The 16,773-nt window shown below is 65.7% G+C and carries 21 protein-coding genes; 5 read left to right on the top strand and 16 right to left on the bottom strand.

Translation table 11 applies throughout. The features are described 5' to 3' along the window. Nucleotides 1-35: 35 nt before the first annotated feature. The 6 genes from QTI24_RS14340 to QTI24_RS14315 are packed head-to-tail and all read right to left on the bottom strand — an operon-like array spanning nt 36 to nt 4,998. Nucleotides 36-869, bottom strand: a complete 834-nt coding sequence (locus QTI24_RS14340) for a DNA alkylation repair protein (protein WP_286601283.1) — start codon at nt 867-869, stop codon at nt 36-38. Between the two features lie 10 nt (nt 870-879). Beyond that, a complete protein-coding gene (locus QTI24_RS14335) occupies nt 880-1,497 on the bottom strand; it encodes an SCO family protein (RefSeq protein WP_286601282.1) in 618 nt (205 codons plus the stop codon). An 8-nt stretch (nt 1,498-1,505) separates the two neighbouring features. Continuing rightward, nucleotides 1,506-2,411: a heme o synthase gene (gene cyoE, locus QTI24_RS14330; RefSeq protein ID WP_286601280.1), complete on the bottom strand. Its 906-nt coding sequence runs from the start codon at nt 2,409-2,411 to the stop codon at nt 1,506-1,508. Further along, nucleotides 2,408-3,595: a COX15/CtaA family protein gene (locus QTI24_RS14325; protein ID WP_286601279.1), complete on the bottom strand. Its 1,188-nt coding sequence runs from the start codon at nt 3,593-3,595 to the stop codon at nt 2,408-2,410. Before QTI24_RS14325 ends, cyoE begins: the two co-directional genes overlap by 4 nt. 7 nt (nt 3,596-3,602) lie before the next feature. Then, a complete protein-coding gene (locus QTI24_RS14320) occupies nt 3,603-4,328 on the bottom strand; it encodes an SCO family protein (protein ID WP_503011256.1) in 726 nt (241 codons plus the stop codon). Then, nucleotides 4,270-4,998, bottom strand: coding sequence for an SURF1 family protein (locus QTI24_RS14315; RefSeq protein ID WP_336621876.1), 729 nt, complete (start codon nt 4,996-4,998; stop codon nt 4,270-4,272). The genes QTI24_RS14320 and QTI24_RS14315 overlap by 59 nt, the downstream gene beginning before the upstream one ends. A gap of 93 nt (nt 4,999-5,091) precedes the next feature. Between QTI24_RS14315 and QTI24_RS14310 the strand changes: the two genes are divergently transcribed. After that, nucleotides 5,092-5,322, top strand: a complete 231-nt coding sequence (locus tag QTI24_RS14310) for a twin transmembrane helix small protein (RefSeq protein WP_286601275.1) — start codon at nt 5,092-5,094, stop codon at nt 5,320-5,322. A 71-nt stretch (nt 5,323-5,393) separates the two neighbouring features. Here QTI24_RS14310 and QTI24_RS14305 read toward each other — a convergent pair whose 3' ends face one another. The 8 genes from QTI24_RS14305 to QTI24_RS14270 form a co-directional block, all read right to left on the bottom strand. Beyond that, entirely contained in the window at nt 5,394-6,275 is an 882-nt protein-coding gene (locus QTI24_RS14305; RefSeq protein WP_286601274.1) for a cytochrome c oxidase subunit 3, read from the bottom strand. Nucleotides 6,276-6,325: 50 nt separating this feature from the next. After that, nucleotides 6,326-6,535 (bottom strand): DUF2970 domain-containing protein, encoded by a 210-nt coding sequence (locus QTI24_RS14300; protein ID WP_286601273.1) that lies wholly within the window; start codon nt 6,533-6,535, stop codon nt 6,326-6,328. Next, on the bottom strand, nt 6,532-7,164 hold the full coding sequence (locus QTI24_RS14295) for a cytochrome c oxidase assembly protein (protein ID WP_286601271.1): 633 nt from the start codon (nt 7,162-7,164) through the stop codon (nt 6,532-6,534). Before QTI24_RS14295 ends, QTI24_RS14300 begins: the two co-directional genes overlap by 4 nt. 8 nt (nt 7,165-7,172) lie before the next feature. Then, nucleotides 7,173-7,283: a cytochrome oxidase small assembly protein gene (locus QTI24_RS14290; RefSeq protein ID WP_214682983.1), complete on the bottom strand. Its 111-nt coding sequence runs from the start codon at nt 7,281-7,283 to the stop codon at nt 7,173-7,175. Nucleotides 7,284-7,296: 13 nt separating this feature from the next. Continuing rightward, on the bottom strand, nt 7,297-8,934 hold the full coding sequence (gene ctaD, locus QTI24_RS14285; RefSeq protein ID WP_286601267.1) for a cytochrome c oxidase subunit I: 1,638 nt from the start codon (nt 8,932-8,934) through the stop codon (nt 7,297-7,299). A gap of 41 nt (nt 8,935-8,975) precedes the next feature. Beyond that, on the bottom strand, nt 8,976-10,154 hold the full coding sequence (coxB, locus tag QTI24_RS14280; protein ID WP_286601409.1) for a cytochrome c oxidase subunit II: 1,179 nt from the start codon (nt 10,152-10,154) through the stop codon (nt 8,976-8,978). A gap of 66 nt (nt 10,155-10,220) precedes the next feature. Next, a complete protein-coding gene (locus tag QTI24_RS14275) occupies nt 10,221-10,697 on the bottom strand; it encodes a DUF2244 domain-containing protein (protein ID WP_286567805.1) in 477 nt (158 codons plus the stop codon). A gap of 122 nt (nt 10,698-10,819) precedes the next feature. Continuing rightward, nucleotides 10,820-11,734: a methyltransferase domain-containing protein gene (locus QTI24_RS14270; RefSeq protein ID WP_286601266.1), complete on the bottom strand. Its 915-nt coding sequence runs from the start codon at nt 11,732-11,734 to the stop codon at nt 10,820-10,822. A 22-nt stretch (nt 11,735-11,756) separates the two neighbouring features. On the opposite strand from QTI24_RS14270, the gene QTI24_RS14265 reads away from it, so the two are divergent. Both QTI24_RS14265 and trmL read left to right on the top strand, forming a co-directional pair. Next, nucleotides 11,757-12,473 (top strand): ComF family protein, encoded by a 717-nt coding sequence (locus QTI24_RS14265; protein WP_286601265.1) that lies wholly within the window; start codon nt 11,757-11,759, stop codon nt 12,471-12,473. Nucleotides 12,474-12,494: 21 nt separating this feature from the next. Further along, nucleotides 12,495-12,956, top strand: coding sequence for a tRNA (uridine(34)/cytosine(34)/5-carboxymethylaminomethyluridine(34)-2'-O)-methyltransferase TrmL (trmL, locus tag QTI24_RS14260; protein ID WP_286601264.1), 462 nt, complete (start codon nt 12,495-12,497; stop codon nt 12,954-12,956). A 97-nt stretch (nt 12,957-13,053) separates the two neighbouring features. Here the strand turns inward: trmL and QTI24_RS14255 are convergent, their stop codons facing one another. Both QTI24_RS14255 and QTI24_RS14250 read right to left on the bottom strand, forming a co-directional pair. After that, nucleotides 13,054-13,512, bottom strand: coding sequence for a MaoC family dehydratase (locus QTI24_RS14255; RefSeq protein WP_286601262.1), 459 nt, complete (start codon nt 13,510-13,512; stop codon nt 13,054-13,056). 82 nt (nt 13,513-13,594) lie between these two features. Next, on the bottom strand, nt 13,595-14,215 hold the full coding sequence (locus tag QTI24_RS14250) for a ParA family protein (protein WP_286601261.1): 621 nt from the start codon (nt 14,213-14,215) through the stop codon (nt 13,595-13,597). Nucleotides 14,216-14,282: 67 nt separating this feature from the next. On the opposite strand from QTI24_RS14250, the gene kefF reads away from it, so the two are divergent. Both kefF and kefC read left to right on the top strand, forming a co-directional pair. Next, the gene (gene kefF / locus QTI24_RS14245) at nt 14,283-14,921 is read left to right on the top strand and encodes a glutathione-regulated potassium-efflux system oxidoreductase KefF (RefSeq protein WP_286601407.1); all 639 of its coding nucleotides are present in this window, start codon (nt 14,283-14,285) and stop codon (nt 14,919-14,921) included. Between the two features lie 2 nt (nt 14,922-14,923). Continuing rightward, nucleotides 14,924-16,768 carry a glutathione-regulated potassium-efflux system protein KefC gene (gene kefC, locus QTI24_RS14240; protein WP_286601259.1) on the top strand — a complete coding sequence of 615 codons (1,845 nt, stop codon included), beginning with the start codon at nt 14,924-14,926 and terminating at the stop codon, nt 16,766-16,768. Nucleotides 16,769-16,773 lie beyond the last annotated feature (5 nt).

Below are 16,773 nucleotides of genomic sequence, written 5' to 3'. Positions count from 1 at the left end.
CGAAAAAGCCCGGTCTCGCGCCGGGCTTTTTGCTTTCAGGGCTCTTCAGCAGTCCTTTTCGACAGCGTCCGCAGTGCGCGCCGCACGATGTAGCGCGTCTCGGTCGCGTCGCTTTCCGCAAGCCAGCGCGCGCAGATCTCTTCCACCCAGGCCGGCTGGCTCCGACTGGCGTCGTTGAGCCAGTTGGCGACCGAGTTCTGCACGTACCGGCTGGGGTCCGCGCGCAGCAGCTCCAACAGGGCCACGCCAGCCCACGGCTCGGCCTTCAACCGCTCGATCTGTTCGCACCAGACGCCCCGGGGACGCGTGAGTTCGCTGGCGAAGCGGCGGATGTTCGGGTCCGGATCAGCCGCCCACGGCTGAAGGAGTCGGAGCGCCTCGTCGAGTGACTGGATCGTCGCGTCGCGGACCGCCATCCACGCCAATTCACGCACGCCGAAATGCGCATCCGCGGCAAAGCGGCGAACCGCATTCAACTGCTCGGGCAAGGCAAGCCCCGACATGGGGATCCAGTGCGTCGCCCAGCAGCGCGCCACGTCGCTAGGATGGGTGGCGAGCAGGTGCGCCACGGCATCGCGTTCAGGATGCTGCGCAGTCAAATCGTAAAGCGCGCGGGCGATTTGGCCGTGGCGCTGCATCGGCTTGAAGGCCCCCAGCATCGCGAAGGTATCGCTCAGACGCTCGCTGCCGGGGTCGAGCCCGATGTGCGTCGCCACGCTGCGCGCCAAGCGGGGCAGTTCCAGCGCCAGGAACTCGTTCAGGTTGACGGTTTCCAGCAGCCCGTCGTTGAGGGCCTCCAGCACTTCCGGCGGAATCAGGGCAATGCGAAACGCGCCCTTTCGCTGCCTTAAATGGTCCACGCTGCCCACGGCGCCCGGCTCAGGACTTCAGCAAGGCCTTGATGTCCGACACCATCGCCGGCACGCCGGCGCCGTAGCGCGCGTAGAGGCGCAAGCGACCTTGAGGGTCGTAGATGAAGCTCGCCGCGGAGTGGTCCATCGAGTAGCTGGTGGGCGTCTTGCCATCCACCTTCTTGTAATAGACCTTGAAGTCCTTCGTCATGGCCGCGAGTTGGTCAGGCGTGGGAATCAGCGCGACGAAGGACGGGTCGAACGCGCCCATGTAGGCCTTCATCACCTCCGGCGTGTCGCGCGCCGGATCGACGGTGACGAACAGCACCTGCAACTTGCCGCCGTCCGCACCGAGTTGCTGTTTGACCTGTGTCATCTCGGACATGGTCGTCGGGCAGACGTCCGGGCACTGGGCGTAGCCGAAGAAGAGCACGACCGCCTTGCCCTTGAAGTCGGCCATCGTCCGAACGCGGCCCTCGGCGTCGGTCAGCGAGAAGTCCTTCGCGTAGTCCGCGCCCGTGATGTCGACCGCGTTGAAGCTGGGTTTGGACTCGGTGCAGGCCGCGAGACTCAGGCCCGCAACGGCCGCCGCGCCACCCCAGGCCGCCGTCTTGACCATCCATCGGAGAGCTTGCCGCTTGTTCATTGAATGCTTCATCGCAGGTAGTGATCAACCAGGAGTGCCGCAAACAGCACGCTCAGGTGGATCAGTGAAAAACGGAAAGTCTTGCGCGCCAGCGTGTCGGAATAGTTTCGCCACAGCGCGAAGGCATAGCCGGTAAAGCCGATGCTCACCCCAATGGCGACGGCCAGATAGAGCCAGCCACTCATGCCGTAGATGAACGGCATCAGGCAGGCCGCGAACAGGATGAAGGTGTAGAGCAGCACCTGCAGGCGCGTGAACTCGTTGCCGTGCGTCACCGGCAGCATCGGGAGCCCTGCCTTGCGGTAGTCCTCGACACGGTAGAGCGCCAGCGCCCAGAAGTGCGGCGGCGTCCACAGGAAGATGATGAGGAAAAGGATCAGGGCCTCGGGCCCGACTTCACCGGTCATCGCGGCCCAGCCCAGCACCGGCGGCATCGCACCGGACGCGCCGCCGATCACGATGTTCTGTGGCGTCAGCGGCTTGAGGATCACGGTGTAGATCACCGCGTAGCCGACGAAGGTGGCGAAGGTCAGCCACATGGTCAGCGGGTTGACGGTGAACCACAGCAGCGTCGAGCCGATCGCGCACAGCGCGGCCGAAAAGATCAGCGCCTGGCGATCGCTCAGTTGCCCGCGTGCCGTCGGCCGCCATGCGGTCCGCTTCATCTTGGCATCGATGCCCTTCTCGACCAGGCAGTTGAACGCCGCGGCAGCACCGGCGACCAGCCAGATGCCGAGGCAGGCCAGCGCGCCCTGCTGCAGGTCGGCGAGCGTAGGCACGCCAGGAACGGCGAGCACCATGCCGATCAGCGCGCAGAAGACGATCAACTGCACCACGCGCGGCTTGGTCAGCGCGTAGAACTGGCGCAGGACGCTGGCGGTCGTCGGACCGTGGACGGAGGCTGGTGCGCTCATCGGGCAACCTCCATCCCGCGGCCGCGAGCACCTACCGCTGCGATCGCCGTGGCACCTTCGCGCCGGCTTTCGCATAGGGTCCAGGTGAGCACCACCGCGAGCGCCGCGGCGCCGCCAGTGTGCAGCACGGCCGCAGCGAGGGGCCATCCGAGCAGCACGTTGCCCAGTCCGGTGGCAAGCTGAAGCAGGGCCAGTCCTGCCAGCCAGCGCGCCTGGGCGCGCAGCGGACCGACTCCGTGCAGTCGCCAGGCCAACGCGCCCATGGCGACGAAAACGACATAGGCCATGAGCCGATGCGTGTAGTGGATGGCGGTCAGCGACGCGAAATCGATGGGCGCGCCGCCCGTCGTCTCGCCGAGCTGGCGCCAGACTTGAAAGCCCTGTGCGAAGTTCATGGGAGGCCACCAGCTGTCCTGGCAGGTCGGGAATTGCGTGCACGCGAGCACCGCGTAGTTGGTGCTGACCCAGCCGCCCAAGGCGATCTGCAGCGCCAACAGTGCGGTCGTCGCGATCAGCAGGGTGCGCAGCGCGGAAGGTACGGCCGTGGGCGCGCGTTGCGCTGCCGCCTGCTGGTATCGGACGGCCTGGATGCACAGCAATGCAAGCAGCACGACGGCACCCAGCAGATGAAGGGTGACGATCGCCGGGTAGAGCTTCCAGGTCACCGTCATGGCGCCGAACGCGCCTTGCAGGCACACCCACGCCAGTGTGGCGGCAGGCCACCATGCGCTGAGCGGCTTCTCGCCGATGTGCTCGGCCATGCGCTGGCGGCGACGCGCGACCCAGGTCGCGATCGCCAGCGCGAGGATCAGTACCCCGACGCCGGTCGCCAGATAGCGGTGGACCATTTCGACCCAGGCCTTGCTGTGCGTGACCGGCCCGGTCGGCTGCGCGGCCTGCGCCATGGCGATGTCGTGGCGCGCACCGAGCGGACTCGCGTTGCCGTAGCAGCCGGGCCAGTCGGGGCAACCGAGGCCCGAATCGGTCAGGCGCGTGAAGGCGCCGAACAGGGTCAGGTCGAAAGTCAGGAACAGCGTGAGCACGGTCAGCGCATGCAGGCGTCGCGCGGGCCCGCTGCCGGCATTTCGCCGCCAGACCCAGAGCAGCGGCCCCAGGGCGATCAGCACGCCGACCGCCATGAGCCAGGCGATCGGCGTGAGGTCGTAGAGCGAAGTCGTGTCCATGGCGAGATCAGCGTCCTGGCTCGTCCCACGAGGCGGATGCGCGCAGCAGGCGGTCGAGGTCGCGCTTGGCGCGGCCGGCGCCGGCTGTGTCCATGCCGGCGGGGAAGCGCATCATCCAGTTGCCCATGGGGTCGACCACGAAGAGGTGCTCCGCCAAGGCATGCCCGGCACTTGGCGCGAGCCACTGCGCGAGCTGCGCAGCAGGAACGCGCACCACGGTCGCGCCGCGAAGGCCGTTGTCGAGGCGCTCGGGGATGGGCGCCGCATCGCTGACGATCCAGACGCGATCGAGCCGGTCCTTTTCGCGCCCCAGGCTCTCGCGCAGTTGGCGTTGCAGGTAGAGCTGCTGCTCACAGAGCGCATCACAGCCGGCATCAGCAACGGCAACCAGGAGCCACTGTCCCTTGAGGGACGAGAGCTGAACCGGCTTTCCGTCCCGCTGCGTGCCCGTGATGTTCGGCATCGGCCGCTGAGGGTCGACGAGCTCGCCGTAGACGCTGCGGCCTTCGGGGCGAATCACGTAGTAGGTGAAGTACGAGGCGATCACCGGCGCCGCGCAGCACAGCAGCACGGCGACCATCTTCCAGCGGCCGAGCACCGTCCGCCTGCCCTCGGCGCCCGCGAGCGCCTGGCGCGGCGACGGCATCGAGTGCACGGTCAGCCCGAGCGGCTCGTCAGCCATGGCGTGCAGCGCGTGCGCGGCGGAAGGGGGCGATGAGTTGGAACCAGACATAGAGGATTGCGACGAGGGCCGAAAGGCCGAACCACTGGAATGCATAGCCGTAGTGCTTTTCAACACCCAGCGCGGGGGCCGGCCAATCTCGCTGCAGGCCCTCGGAAGCCGGACCGGTCTGCTGCAAGGAGACATCGGTCCGCAGTGGCAGACCGGTTTCGGCGCGAAACGCTTCAAGGTCCAGATTCTGCCGGATGACAGAAGACCCCGCGGACCCCGGCGTTGGTGCCGCGGAATCCGCCTTGCCCAGTTCCAGCAGGTGCGCGGGCGGCGAGGCGATTCGCCCGGTCACCTCGATCAGGCCGGATGGGGTCTCGACCGGCTCCAATTGGGTCCGGTCGGTGAAGTTGCGCTGCACCCAGCCGCGCTGGATCAACACGGTTTGGTTGGTACCTTCCAGGGCGAGGGGCGTCACTACGTAGAAGCCCGGCACGCCGTGCATCTGGCGGTTGTCCAGGTAGGCCGTGTGCGGCGTCAGCCAGAGGCCGCGCAACCGTACCGGGCGATTCAGTGTGGAAGCAGGCTTGTCCAGGGCCAGGAAGGCCTTCTGATCGAGCGGCGGCAGGCTCTTCTGCGTGTCGATCTCGGCCTGGATGGCCTCTTTCTGCGCGGCCCGCGAGAGTTGCCACCGGCCCAGCGAAACCGCGACCGCGATCGTGATCACGGCCATCCCGGTGACCACCCAGAAGCGTCCGCGCCGCGAGGGGCGCGGGACGACGGGAGAGTCCGCGCTCATGCCGCGGGGCGGCCTCGGCGGCCGATAATGAGGGTCATGAAATACTTTGTCGCCCTCGCCTTCCTGGGCATCCTGGCGAGTCTCGGGTTCGCGCTGTTCTTCATGCTGAAGGACGGGCGCAACGGCCGCGCCAAAAGTGGCGGCATGGTGCGCGCGCTCACCGTTCGGATCGGCCTGTCGGTGGTTTTGTTCCTGTGCGTCCTTGTGGCGTGGAAGCTCGGGTACATCCAGCCAGGGGGCCTGCCGGTCGGCAAGTAGGTTGTGCTCATTCCAGGAGAACCATGAAAAAAGCGCCTTGCGGCGCTTTTTTGTTTTGCCGTCGCTGATGCTCAAAGCCAATAAACCGTGAAGTACAGGCCGAGCCACACCACGTCGACGAAGTGCCAGTACCAGGCAGCGCCTTCGAAACCGAAGTGACGCTCCGGCGTGAAGTGCCCCTTGCGGATGCGCAGCGTGATGAAGAAGAGCATCAGCATGCCGATGAACACGTGCAGCCCGTGGAAGCCGGTCAGCATGAAGAAGGTCGAGCCGTACGTGCCGGAGCTGAGCCTGAGGTTCAACTCGGTGTACAGGTGGTGGTACTCGTAGCCTTGCACGAACAGGAAGGTCAGGCCGAGCAGCACGGTGAGCCACATGAAACGAACGGTCTGCGCGCGATGGCCTGCGCGCAGGGCGTGGTGGGCAATCGTGAGCGTGACCCCGGAGCTCAGCAGCAGCGCGGTATTGATGGTCGGCAGCCAGAACGGTCCAACCGTCTGGAATGGCTCGACGATATCGGCCGGCGAACCGGTTGCGCCGGCCACCGTGGTCGGCCACACAGCCTTGAAATCAGGCCATAGCAAGGCGTTGTCGAGACTTCCGAGCGATGGCAGGGCATGGGAGCGGGCCCACCACAGCGCGGTGAAGAACGCGCCGAAGAACATCACCTCGGAGAAGATGAACCAGCTCATGCTCCAGCGGAAGGAGAGGTCGACCTTGTGGCCGTACATGCCACCCTCGCTTTCGCGGATGGACTGCCGGAACCAGACGAACAGCGTGGAGAGCCACCCCACCATGCCCATCAGCAGCGCCCATGCGCCCCATTGGTGGCCATTGATCCACTGGGCGGCCCCCAGAATGACGAAGAGCAGGCCGGTCGCAGCCATGACCGGGTAGGCCGATGGCCCGGGCACGAAGTAGTAGGGCGTGGTGCCGTGGGTCGTTGAACTCATATCAGGTCCTGGCTTTCTTCTCTCGATTCAAATTCTGTGGGACATGTTCTTCAGGATGCGACAACCCAGCGCACGACCAAGATCAGGCCGCCGACGAACAGCATCACGGCAATCAGGCCGACCGCAATGATGTGCAGCGGGTTGAGCTTGGAGACGTCGTCCTGGAAAGCACTGTTCTTGCGCACGCCGAAGAACGACCAGCCCACGGCCCTGGCCGTCCGCCAAAGCGAGCCCTTTTGCGGCGCTTGCGGCGCGGTCACGAGCGCGGCTCCGTCACTGCCGGCACGATGGCCGAATTGGCGGCCACCGGTGCCGAGGGCGTCTTGCCGCCCACCTCGAAGAAGGTGTACGACAGCGTGATCGTCTTGACGTCCTTCGAGATCTTCGGATCGATCACGAAGGCGACCGGCCACTGCTTCTTCTCGCCCGCGTCGAGGGTGTACTGGTTGAAGCAAAAGCATTCGAGCTTGTTGAAATACGGCGCGGCCTGTTGCGGCGCATAGCTCGGAATGGCCTGAGCGGCCATCCGGCGGTTCTGCACGTTCTGGAACTCGTACATCACCGTGTTGAGCTGGCCCGGATGCACCTGCATCGACCGCTGCTCGGGCTTGAAGTCCCACAGCCCGCGCACGTTGGCATCGAACTCCACCGTGATCGTGCGGCTCATGTCGACCTGGGTGTTGTCGGGCAGGCGCACCTTGTCGCCGCCGGACGCACCGCCCGGCACCTGCAATTCGGACAGGGCCAGGATGTTGATGCCGGTCATCTCGCAAATGGCCCGGTACATCGGCACCAGCGCATAGCCGAACGCGAACATCCCGGCCGCGACAACGGCCAGCTTGCCGACCATGCGGACGTTTTCGCGACGAATGCGTTCACCGATGCCCATGAGCCTGCCTAACGGCCGAACCAGACCATGCGGACGATGAAGCCGATGAAGAACAGCACGGCGATGGAGGCCAGCGTGAGCCCCATGCGCCGATTGTTCCTTTTCTGTTCGGGTGTCATGTCGCTATGCGCTTCAGCCGATCACCTTGGTCGCGGTGGCGTCCAGCTTGGGCGGGGTTTCGAAGGTGTGGAACGGAGCGGGCGAAGGCACTTCCCATTCGAGCCCTTCGGCAGCTTCCCAAGGCTTCTGCGGGGCCTTCTCGCCCTTGCCCATCATCGTGGGGAGCACGATGAAGACGAAGAAGTAGACCTGCGCAAGGCCGAAGGCGAACGCGCCCACGGTGGCGACCGCATTGAAGTCTGCGAACTGCATCGGGTAGTCGGCGTAGCGACGCGGCATGCCGGCGAGGCCCAGGAAGTGCATCGGGAAGAAGGTGACGTTGAAGGCAATCAGCGACCACCAGAAGTGGATCTTGCCGCGCGCTTCGTTGTACATCACCCCGGTCCACTTCGGCGCCCAGTAGTAGTAGCCCGCGAACATCGCGTACAGCGAACCGGCCACCAGCACATAGTGGAAGTGGGCCACGACGTAGTAGGTGTCCTGCAGTTGGGTGTCGATCGGCGCGACCGCGAGGATCAGGCCGGTGAAGCCACCCATCGTGAACACGAAGATGAAGCCCACCGCGAACAGCATCGGCGTCTCGAAGGTCATCGAGCCCTGCCACATGGTCGCAATCCAGTTGAAGATCTTCACTGCCGTCGGCACGGCGATCAACATGGTCGCGTACATGAAGAACAGCTGGCCGGTCAGCGGCATGCCAGTCGTGAACATGTGGTGCGCCCACACGATGAACGACAGGATCGCGATCGACGAGGTGGCGTACACCATCGAGGCGTAGCCGAAGAGCTTCTTGCGGGCGAATGCCGGCACGATCTGGCTGACGATGCCGAAGGCCGGCAGGATCATGATGTACACCTCGGGGTGGCCGAAGAACCAGAAGATGTGCTGGTACATCACCGGGTCGCCGCCGCCGGCGGGATTGAAGAAGCTGGTGCCGAAGTGGCGGTCGGTCAGCGTCATCGTGATGGCGCCTGCGAGCACGGGCATCACGGCGATCAGCAGGTAGGCGGTGATGAGCCAGGTCCAGCAGAACATCGGCATCTTCATCAGCGTCATGCCGGGCGCGCGCATGTTGAGGATGGTCACGATGATGTTGATCGAGCCCATGATCGACGAGGCGCCCATGATGTGCATCGCGAAGATGCCGGCGTCCATCGAGGGGCCCATCTGCAGCGTGAGCGGGGCGTAGAGCGTCCAGCCGGCGGCGGGTGCACCGCCCGGCATGAAGAACGAACCCACCAGCATCAGCGCTGCCGGGATCAGCAGCCAGAAGCTGAAGTTGTTCATGCGCGCGAACGCCATGTCGGATGCGCCGATCTGCAGCGGGATCATCCAGTTCGCGAAGCCCACGAAGGCCGGCATGATCGCGCCGAACACCATGATCAGGCCGTGCATGGTCGTGAACTGGTTGAACAGTTCGGGGTTGACCAGTTGCAGACCGGGCTGGAACAGCTCGGCGCGGATCAGCAGCGCCAGGACACCCCCGACCATCAGCATGGTGAAGGAGAACAGCAGGTACAGCGTGCCGATGTCCTTGTGGTTGGTCGCGAACACCCAGCGGCGCCAGCCGGTCGGCGCGTGGTGGTGATCGTCGTGGGCATGGTCGCCGTGGCCGGGTGCGTGGCCGTGGGGATCGAGGACTGCGCTCATCTTGGTATTCCTTGCAAACTCTTCGTCGTGGGGGCGGCGGCTTACTTGCCGCGCTCCGCCAGCACTTCAGCCGGCTGCACCAGTTGACCCGTCTTGTTCGACCAGCTGTTCTTGGTGAAGGTCACCACGGCGGCGATGTCGGTGTCGCTCAGTTGCTTCCATGCAGGCATGGCGCCGTTGTTCTGGCCGTTGAGCACCACGTGGAGTTGAAGCTTGTGGTCTGCGTTGAGCACGATCGCCGCGCCGTCGAGCGGCTTGATGGGGCCCGCGCCCTTGCCGTTGGCCTGGTGGCAGGCCGCGCAGTTGGCGGCGTAGACCTTTTCGCCGCGAGCCAGGATTTCCGGCAGCGTCCAGACCTTGTTCGGATCGTCCTGCTTGGCAGCGGCTTCCTTGCGCTTGCCGTCGACCCAGGCGGTGTAATCGGCCTTGGCGAGCACCTTCACGTGGATCGGCATGAAGGCGTGTTCCTTGCCGCAGAGCTCCTGGCACTGGCCGTAATAGTCGCCCACCTTCTCGGCGCGGAACCAGGTATCGCGGACGAAGCCGGGGATCGCATCCTGCTTGATGCCGAACTGCGGCACGGCGAAAGCATGAATCACGTCATTGGCCGTCGTGATGATGCGCACCTTGGTATCGACCGGCACGACGAGGGGGTTGTCGACCTGGAACAGGAAGTTGTCGGGCACGTCGCCCCGGGCACCGGCGTCGGACAGCGCGCGGTGCGAACTGTCGAGGGTCGAGATGAAGCCCAGTCCTTCGCCTTCGCCCTTGAGGTAGTCGTAGCCCCACTTCCACTGGTAGCCCGTGACCTTGATCGTGAGGTCGGAATTGGTGGTGTCCTTCTGGGCCACCAGCACCCGGGTCGCCGGAAGGGCCATCAGGATCACGATGATGAAGGGCACGATGGTCCAGATGACCTCGACCACCACCGACTCGTGGAAGTTGGCCGCCTTGTGGCCGACCGACTTGCGGTGCTTCCAGATCGAATAGAACATGACGGCGAACACCGCCACGAAGATCACGGTGCACAGGATCATCATCACCGTGTGCAGGAAATGCTGCTCTTGCGCGATCTTGGTGACACCCGTCGGAAGATTCAGCTGACGTACGGATGGCCCGCCGGGCAGGTCATTGACTGCATGCGCCGCGCCGCTGAACGCCGCACCGGCCGCCAGCAGCAGATTCGCCGGCCAGATCTTGTTCCGCCAATTGCTCTTCATCGTGTTCACTTCTTCATTTCCTGTTAACCCCACCGGTCCCCACGGTGCCGCATTGCGCCTGCCCCCTCAGGCACTGCGCAATGCCATGCGAATCTCGCGCGCCAACGCCGCGCGCAACTCCGGGCGCACATAGCGCCCCACCCTGACCGAACGACCTTGACCCGAAACCTCGATCAGCGAACGATCGCTGTCCTGTGGCTCGACCCGCACCTGGTGCGGCAAGAATTCCGTGCGCTCATAGTGCCCACCGTTCTCGAGCTCGACCACCAACCGACCACCCTGCAAGGCGATCTTTTCGCCATCGGTCGCGTGCCGTGCATACAGCACGAACGCGAAACCCACCGCGGCGAGTTCGAGCCAGGCAAACGGCAGCACGAGTCGTGCGCCGTTCAGCCAGAAGACGGTTCCGATGCCAAGAGACACCACGCAGAGCGACGCGTAGAGCCAGCCAAGCTGGCTCGGCGTGACCGAGCAGTTGCGCTTCAGGAACCAATGGATGCTCTGGCCTGAAACAGTGGCAAAACGAAACACGGAATTCGACACGGGCGAGTTCAGCAAATCGGTGCGTCGATCGCTGTCAAACCCATGTCCGACAGGCCTCGATCACGGGACAATACCCGGGAGTTCACGCAGCGCCGGATTGTAGCGGGTCACGCAACAATCACTCACAGGCCTTGGCGACTGCGTTGAAGCATCTCTCGCATCTCGCGCAGGGACACGGCACTTTCAATGGAAACGGCCACCCGCGGGGCCGGTTTGAAAGCGTGGCCGTAGATGATTTCGAAGGTCAACGCGATCTGGCCGCTGCCATCTTCGGCGGGGGCAAGTTCGGGCAATGCATCCGCCAGTGCGCTGCGCCAGGTCTTGCCTCGCAAGGCCGGGAAACGCCCGGGATGCAGGTTGCGCCCGAGTGCGCGCAACTCCGCCAGTGCGGCATCGGCATTGGGCCAGGTAAGCACGATGCGTTCCATATCCATCACCGGCTCTGCGAAACCGGCGCCGACCAGCATGTCGCCCCAATCGTGCATGTCGGTGAACTCGTGGCTGGCGGGCGGCCAGCCGAAGCGTCGGTGCATCGCCCGCAGTTCCATCAGGGTGTCGGGGCCGAAGCACGAGAACATCAGGAAGCCGTCGGTGGCCACCCGTCGATGCCACTCGCCGATCAGCGTTTCCGGGTCGGACGCCATGTGGAGCGCCATGTTGGCCCAAAGCAGATCCACGCCTTCTTCCGGAGGCGCGTCGAAGCTGGGCTGCGAGCCTTGCCACCGCCGGGCCGACCACCACGGCGCGGCAAGCGCCTTGCCGGTCGGCGGGACCAGTGCGGCTTCCGGCTCGATCACGAAGGATGCGGCGTCACGGTAGCGACGCGCAACCAGCGCGTGCGCCTCCAGGCCGCCGCGCAGCGGAGCCCAGTCCGCCCAGTGGCGCGGCTTGGCCTTGATCCATTGCAGCCGGTCCTCCATGCGACGACCGACCTCCTCGTGCAGCCAGGGAGACGCCGGTTCCGGCGCGAGTCGCGCCCATCGCGCAGCCGCCGTGGCGTCGATGGTCGGCGGGCGGTGTGCGGGCTCGGTGGACATGTGGCGCTCAGTATATTGAGGGATGTTCAGCCATTGGATCGACCGGCCTTTCTGGGGCCTGCTCAAGCGCCTGCCCAGCCAGTGCGTCGTTTGCCGCGCATGGCCGGCGCAACCGGTGTGCGATGCGTGCGTGGCGCGCTTCGCGCCGCCGACATCGCGCTGCGCGACCTGCGCGCTGCAAGTTCCCGACGGCGTTTCGCGGTGCGGCGAGTGCACGCGGGCGCCCCCGCCGCTCGATGCGTGCCTCGCGGCCTGCACCTATGCCTGGCCGTGGCCCGAATGCATCGCGGAGTTCAAGTTCCGGGGCGATGCGGGACGGGCCGCGCCGCTTGCGACGCTGCTGCGCAGCGCGCCGTGGGTCGAGCCCGCGCTCGATTCCGCGGACATCGTGCTGCCAATGCCCCTCGCGCCGGTTCGACTGCGCGAACGCGGCTTCAATCAGGCACACGAAATCGCACGGCGACTGGCACCCCGAAAGACCGACGCCACACTGCTGCTGCGAACGCGAGAAACTCCGGCCCAAAGCGGGCTGACGCGGGCCGAACGCCTGCGCAACCTGCGGGGAGCCTTTGCCCTGGAGCCGCTGCGCGCGGCCGCCGTCCGGGACCGCCGGGTCGTGCTGGTCGACGACGTGATGACCAGCGGCGCATCCCTCTTCGCCGCGGCCCAGGTGCTGCGCGCGGCCGGCGCATCGCACGTCACGGCCATCGTCCTCGCTCGCACGGAGGCACCCGGCTGAGCGCCGTCGACAATCAGCGCCATGTTTCACATCGTCCTCGTCGAACCCGAGATCCCGCCCAACACCGGCAACGTCATCCGGCTGGCCGCCAACACCGGCTGCACCCTGCATCTGATTGAACCGCTCGGCTTCTCGATGGACGACCGGCTGCTTCGCCGCGCCGGCCTGGACTATCACGAGTACGCCAAAGTCCTGCGACACCGCGACTGGCAGGCGCTGCTCGACGCCGAGCGCCCCGCGCCGGAACGGATGTTCGCGCTCACGACGCGCGGCACGCGGGCGGTGCACGACGTCGCCTTCCGCCCTGGCGACTGGCTCGTCTTCGGCTCGGAGACGCGCGGCCTCGCGCCGGAACTGCGCGAGGGCTTTCCCGCCCCGCAGCGGCTTCGCCTCCCGATGAAAGAAGGCCAGCGCAGCCTCAACCTGTCCAACGCCGTGGCCGTGACCGTCTTCGAAGCCTGGCGCCAGAACGACTTCCAATAAGAGAGGTCAGCCTTGCCCTTTCCGTGAACCACCGGCCGGGGGTAGGCGGCTACACGAAGTGAGCAAGCCTGGGGGCGAGCCAAGGGATAGGGGCGAGCTACGGGTACCTGCGAACGACTGACTCGGCGACACAGGCCGGCTTGGGCGAACCTTCGAGCTCGATGGTGGTTTCCCAGGTCATCTGAAAGCCGTCATTGGGAATCGATTCCGAGGTCAGGAGCTTCATCCGTCCCCGCACGCGCCCCCCGACCGGCACCGGTGCCATGAAGCGGACGCGGTTCAGGCCGTAGTTCACTCCCATGCGCGACTCGACGACGCTCATGGCCGTTTCATAGATGCGCGGCAACAGGGACAAGGTCAGAAAGCCATGGGCGATCGGTGCGCCGAAGGGTCCGGCCTTGGCCTTTTCAACGTCCACGTGAATCCACTGGTGATCCCCGGTGGCCTCGGCGAACAGGTTGACCTGTTCCTGCGTGACGGTGATCCAGTCGCTCACGGCGACTTCCTGGCCGACGCATGCGGCGAGATCCTGGAGGGTCTGGAAGGTCTTTTTCATGCGATTCACTTTATCGGGGTGGTGTCGTCGCGCCTGTCCACGCCGCGACATGGGCATCAGGGGAAAACCTGAATGGCGCCCCTCAAGCGTCCAGCCAACGCTGAATCGGCTCCCATTGCTCCAGATCGCGCTGCACGCGGCCAGGCGCGATATCGAACAGCGTGAGTCCGCGGGCCGCGAGTTGGACGTAGTTTTGCGTGTCCCGGAGCTCACCGAGCACGGGCACGTCGAGCCCCGAAACGAACTCGCGCAGCCGGTCGGCCGCGAGCGTGCGGGCGTCCACGCGCATGCCGACCAGGGCGACCTTCGTCTTGTCTGCACGGCCGTGCGACAGCAGCTTGTCCAGGAAGTCACGTGTCGCGTAGATATCGAAGATGCTGGGCTGCAAGGGCACCAGCACCTTGTCGGCCAGCGCCACCACATCCTTGAAGCGGGCACCGTGCAATCCGGCGGGCGTGTCGATGACGGCGTGCGTCGTTCCGCGTGGCGGCCGCACGACGTTGCCGTCCTCGGAGGCGACCCAGCTCCGGATCTCGCGCGCCTGCGGCGTCCGCAGGTTGAGCCACAGCCGCGACGACTGCTGGCGGTCGATGTCACCCAGCATCACCGGGTGGCCACGGCTTGCGAAATAGCCCGCGATGTTGGTTGCGAGCGTGGATTTGCCAACTCCGCCTTTGGGATTGGCGACCAGGACCACCGGCATGTGAGGCTCCTCGAGACTGACGACAGGCGCCATGGTAGCCGTGCACGGAGTGCGCTATGTTCGCGGCATGCCGACAACAACAAGCACGGAAAGCGCCGCCCCTCGGATCTACGTGATCGCCGCGCACCCACATTGGCGAGACTCGCGCGTCAACCTCCAGTTGCTGAAAGCTGCTCAGGCCGTGCCGGGTGTCGACGTCAACGATCTCTACGACACCTACCCCGATTACGCGATCGACGTGAGCACCGAGCAGGCCCGCCTCGCCCGTGCCGACCTGCTGGTCCTGCTCCACCCGATCCAGTGGTATTCGATGCCGGCGCTGCAAAAGCTCTGGCTCGACGACGTACTCGGCTATGGATGGGCCTATGGCACCGGCGGGCACGCGTTGGAGGGGAAGGACTTCTGGCTGGTCGCGACCACCGGCGGCCCCGAGACGAGCTACCACCCGCAAAGCTACAACCGTTACTTCTTCGACGCCTTCCTGCCGCCCTACGAGCAGACCGCCGCGCTCTGCGGCATGCGCTTTCTTCCGCCTCTGCTGTTTCACGGCGCGCGCAGCGCCCCGGCCAACGAGGCGGCGCACGTCGCCGTGTTCAAGGACCGGCTCTCGAGCTACCCGAACTGGCCCGAACTCGAAGACCTGGATGCCTGCGTGAGCTGCCCCGTGCCCGAGGTCGACAGGCCCGTCACCCACGGGGAGGCCTGATCGTGGAACACGCCCCCGGCTGGCTCATCAATTCCCTGATCTACCTCGGCGCCGCGGTGCTCGTGGTGCCGTTGTCGAAGGCGCTCGGGCTCGGCTCGATCATCGGCTACCTCGCCGCCGGCATCGCCATCGGGCCCTGGGGGCTCGGGCTCGTGACCAACGTCGAGGACATCCTGCACTTCGCCGAGTTCGGCGTGGTGCTGATGCTGTTCCTGGTCGGGCTCGAACTCGAGCCCAAGCGGCTGTGGAGCCTTCGCCAGCCGATCTTCGGCTGGGGTTCGGCGCAGGTGCTGGGTTGCGCCGCAGTGCTGTTCCTGGCCGGCTGGGCGGCGGGCGCCAACTGGCGCGTCGCGCTGGTAGCGGCACTGGGGCTGGCCCTGTCATCGACCGCGATCGCGTTGCAGGTGCTGGGCGAGCGCAACCTGCTGCTGACATCCAGCGGGCAAGCCGGCTTCTCGATCCTGCTGTTCCAGGACGTGGCTGCGATTCCAATCCTGGCGCTTCTCCCGCTGCTGGCGGTCGGCGCCGATGCCGGAGACGGCATCACTGGCCTCGACCGCACGCTGGAAGGTCTGAAGATCGTCGCCGTCATCGGCGGCATCGTGCTCGGCGGGCGTCTGGCCCTGCGCCCGCTCCTTCGCTGGATCGCTCGCAGCAACACGCCCGAGATCTTTACCGCCGCCGCGCTGCTGCTGGTGGTCGCCATCGCCGCGCTGATGCAATTCATCGGCCTCTCGATGGCGCTGGGCGCCTTCCTCGCCGGGGTGCTGCTGGCGGAGAGCGAATACCGCCGCGAACTCGAAACCGACATCGAACCCTTCAAAGGCCTGCTGCTCGGTCTCTTCTTCATCGCGGTCGGCATGAGCATCGACTTCGGCGTGCTCCTTGCCCAGCCGGGGCTCATGGCGGTGGTGGTGGTCGGCTTCATGCTGCTGAAGTTCGGCGTGATCTACGCGCTGGGCAAGCTGATGGGCATTCCCTACCAGCAGCGGCCCGTGTTCACGCTGCTGCTGGCGCAGGGCGGCGAATTCGCATTCGTCGTGTTCCAGGCCGCCGGACCCGACGTGCTGCCGCGCGGCGTCGCCTCTTTCCTGATTGGCGCGGTCGCGCTGTCGATGCTGATTTCTCCGCTCTTGCTGGTCGCGCTCGACAAGTGGGTTCTGCCGCGCTACAGCGCCGCAGAACCGACAACGATGGAGGAAATCTCCGAGCAGCAGGATGCCAAGGTCGTCATCTGCGGCTTCGGCCGCTACGGGCAGATCATCGGTCGCATGCTGAGCGCACAGGGACTCAAGATCACCGTGCTGGACCATGACCCGGACACCATCGAAAGCCTGCGCGAGTTCGGCTTCGGCGTCTTCTACGGCGATGCGACGCGGCTCGACCTCCTGCGCACCGCCGGCGCAGGCACGGCCAAAGTGCTGGTGATCGCAGTCGACGACATGGAGCAATCGCTCGAAATCGTGGACCTGGCGCAAAAGCACTTTCCGAACGCCAGGATCGTCGCGCGCGCGCGCAACGTGGCCCACCTTTACCAGTTGCTGGATCGAAAGGTCGAGTTCATCGAACGCGAAGTCTTCGAGTCGTCGTTGCGAAGCGCCCGATCGGTGCTAGAAGGGCTCGGCTGGCCTGCGCACGAAGCGCGCGAAACCGCGATGCGCTTCAGGCGTCGCAACATCGAGCTCATGCACGAAACCTACCCGCACTACAAGGACCGCGCCAAGCTGATCGCGGTCGCGAAGGAAGGCCGCCAGCAGTTCCAGGAGCAGATGGCGCGCGAACGCGAGGAGCGGCGCCAGCGCTCCAGCCTGGACTGGGATCGCGCCGAGGAAGAAAAGTCGCAGTAGTGCGC

This window comes from Variovorax sp. J22P240, assembly GCF_030316855.1.
Classification (GTDB): Bacteria; Pseudomonadota; Gammaproteobacteria; order Burkholderiales; family Burkholderiaceae_C; genus Variovorax.
This window is presented reverse-complemented; position numbering and strand designations above follow the sequence as displayed.

What these genes read in the sequence shown, in the direction of transcription:
- QTI24_RS14325 (WP_286601279.1), bottom strand. Translation starts at nt 3,595, where the DNA reads ATGGACACGACTTCGCTCTACGACCTCACGCCGATCGCCTGGCTCATG.
- QTI24_RS14305 (WP_286601274.1), bottom strand. Translation starts at nt 6,275, where the DNA reads ATGAGTTCAACGACCCACGGCACCACGCCCTACTACTTCGTGCCCGGG.
- QTI24_RS14290 (WP_214682983.1), bottom strand. Translation starts at nt 7,283, where the DNA reads ATGACACCCGAACAGAAAAGGAACAATCGGCGCATGGGGCTCACGCTG.
- QTI24_RS14250 (WP_286601261.1), bottom strand. Translation starts at nt 14,215, where the DNA reads ATGCCGGTGGTCCTGGTCGCCAATCCCAAAGGCGGAGTTGGCAAATCC.
- QTI24_RS14265 (WP_286601265.1), top strand. Translation starts at nt 11,757, where the DNA reads ATGTTCAGCCATTGGATCGACCGGCCTTTCTGGGGCCTGCTCAAGCGC.
- QTI24_RS14295 (WP_286601271.1), bottom strand. Translation starts at nt 7,164, where the DNA reads ATGGGCATCGGTGAACGCATTCGTCGCGAAAACGTCCGCATGGTCGGC.
- QTI24_RS14320 (WP_503011256.1), bottom strand. Translation starts at nt 4,328, where the DNA reads ATGTCTGGTTCCAACTCATCGCCCCCTTCCGCCGCGCACGCGCTGCAC.
- cyoE (WP_286601280.1), bottom strand. Translation starts at nt 2,411, where the DNA reads ATGAGCGCACCAGCCTCCGTCCACGGTCCGACGACCGCCAGCGTCCTG.
- QTI24_RS14255 (WP_286601262.1), bottom strand. Translation starts at nt 13,512, where the DNA reads ATGAAAAAGACCTTCCAGACCCTCCAGGATCTCGCCGCATGCGTCGGC.
- coxB (WP_286601409.1), bottom strand. Translation starts at nt 10,154, where the DNA reads ATGAAGAGCAATTGGCGGAACAAGATCTGGCCGGCGAATCTGCTGCTG.
- QTI24_RS14310 (WP_286601275.1), top strand. Translation starts at nt 5,092, where the DNA reads ATGAGGGTCATGAAATACTTTGTCGCCCTCGCCTTCCTGGGCATCCTG.
- QTI24_RS14315 (WP_336621876.1), bottom strand. Translation starts at nt 4,998, where the DNA reads ATGGCCGTGATCACGATCGCGGTCGCGGTTTCGCTGGGCCGGTGGCAA.
- ctaD (WP_286601267.1), bottom strand. Translation starts at nt 8,934, where the DNA reads ATGAGCGCAGTCCTCGATCCCCACGGCCACGCACCCGGCCACGGCGAC.
- QTI24_RS14270 (WP_286601266.1), bottom strand. Translation starts at nt 11,734, where the DNA reads ATGTCCACCGAGCCCGCACACCGCCCGCCGACCATCGACGCCACGGCG.
- QTI24_RS14335 (WP_286601282.1), bottom strand. Translation starts at nt 1,497, where the DNA reads ATGAACAAGCGGCAAGCTCTCCGATGGATGGTCAAGACGGCGGCCTGG.
- kefF (WP_286601407.1), top strand. Translation starts at nt 14,283, where the DNA reads ATGCCGACAACAACAAGCACGGAAAGCGCCGCCCCTCGGATCTACGTG.
- trmL (WP_286601264.1), top strand. Translation starts at nt 12,495, where the DNA reads ATGTTTCACATCGTCCTCGTCGAACCCGAGATCCCGCCCAACACCGGC.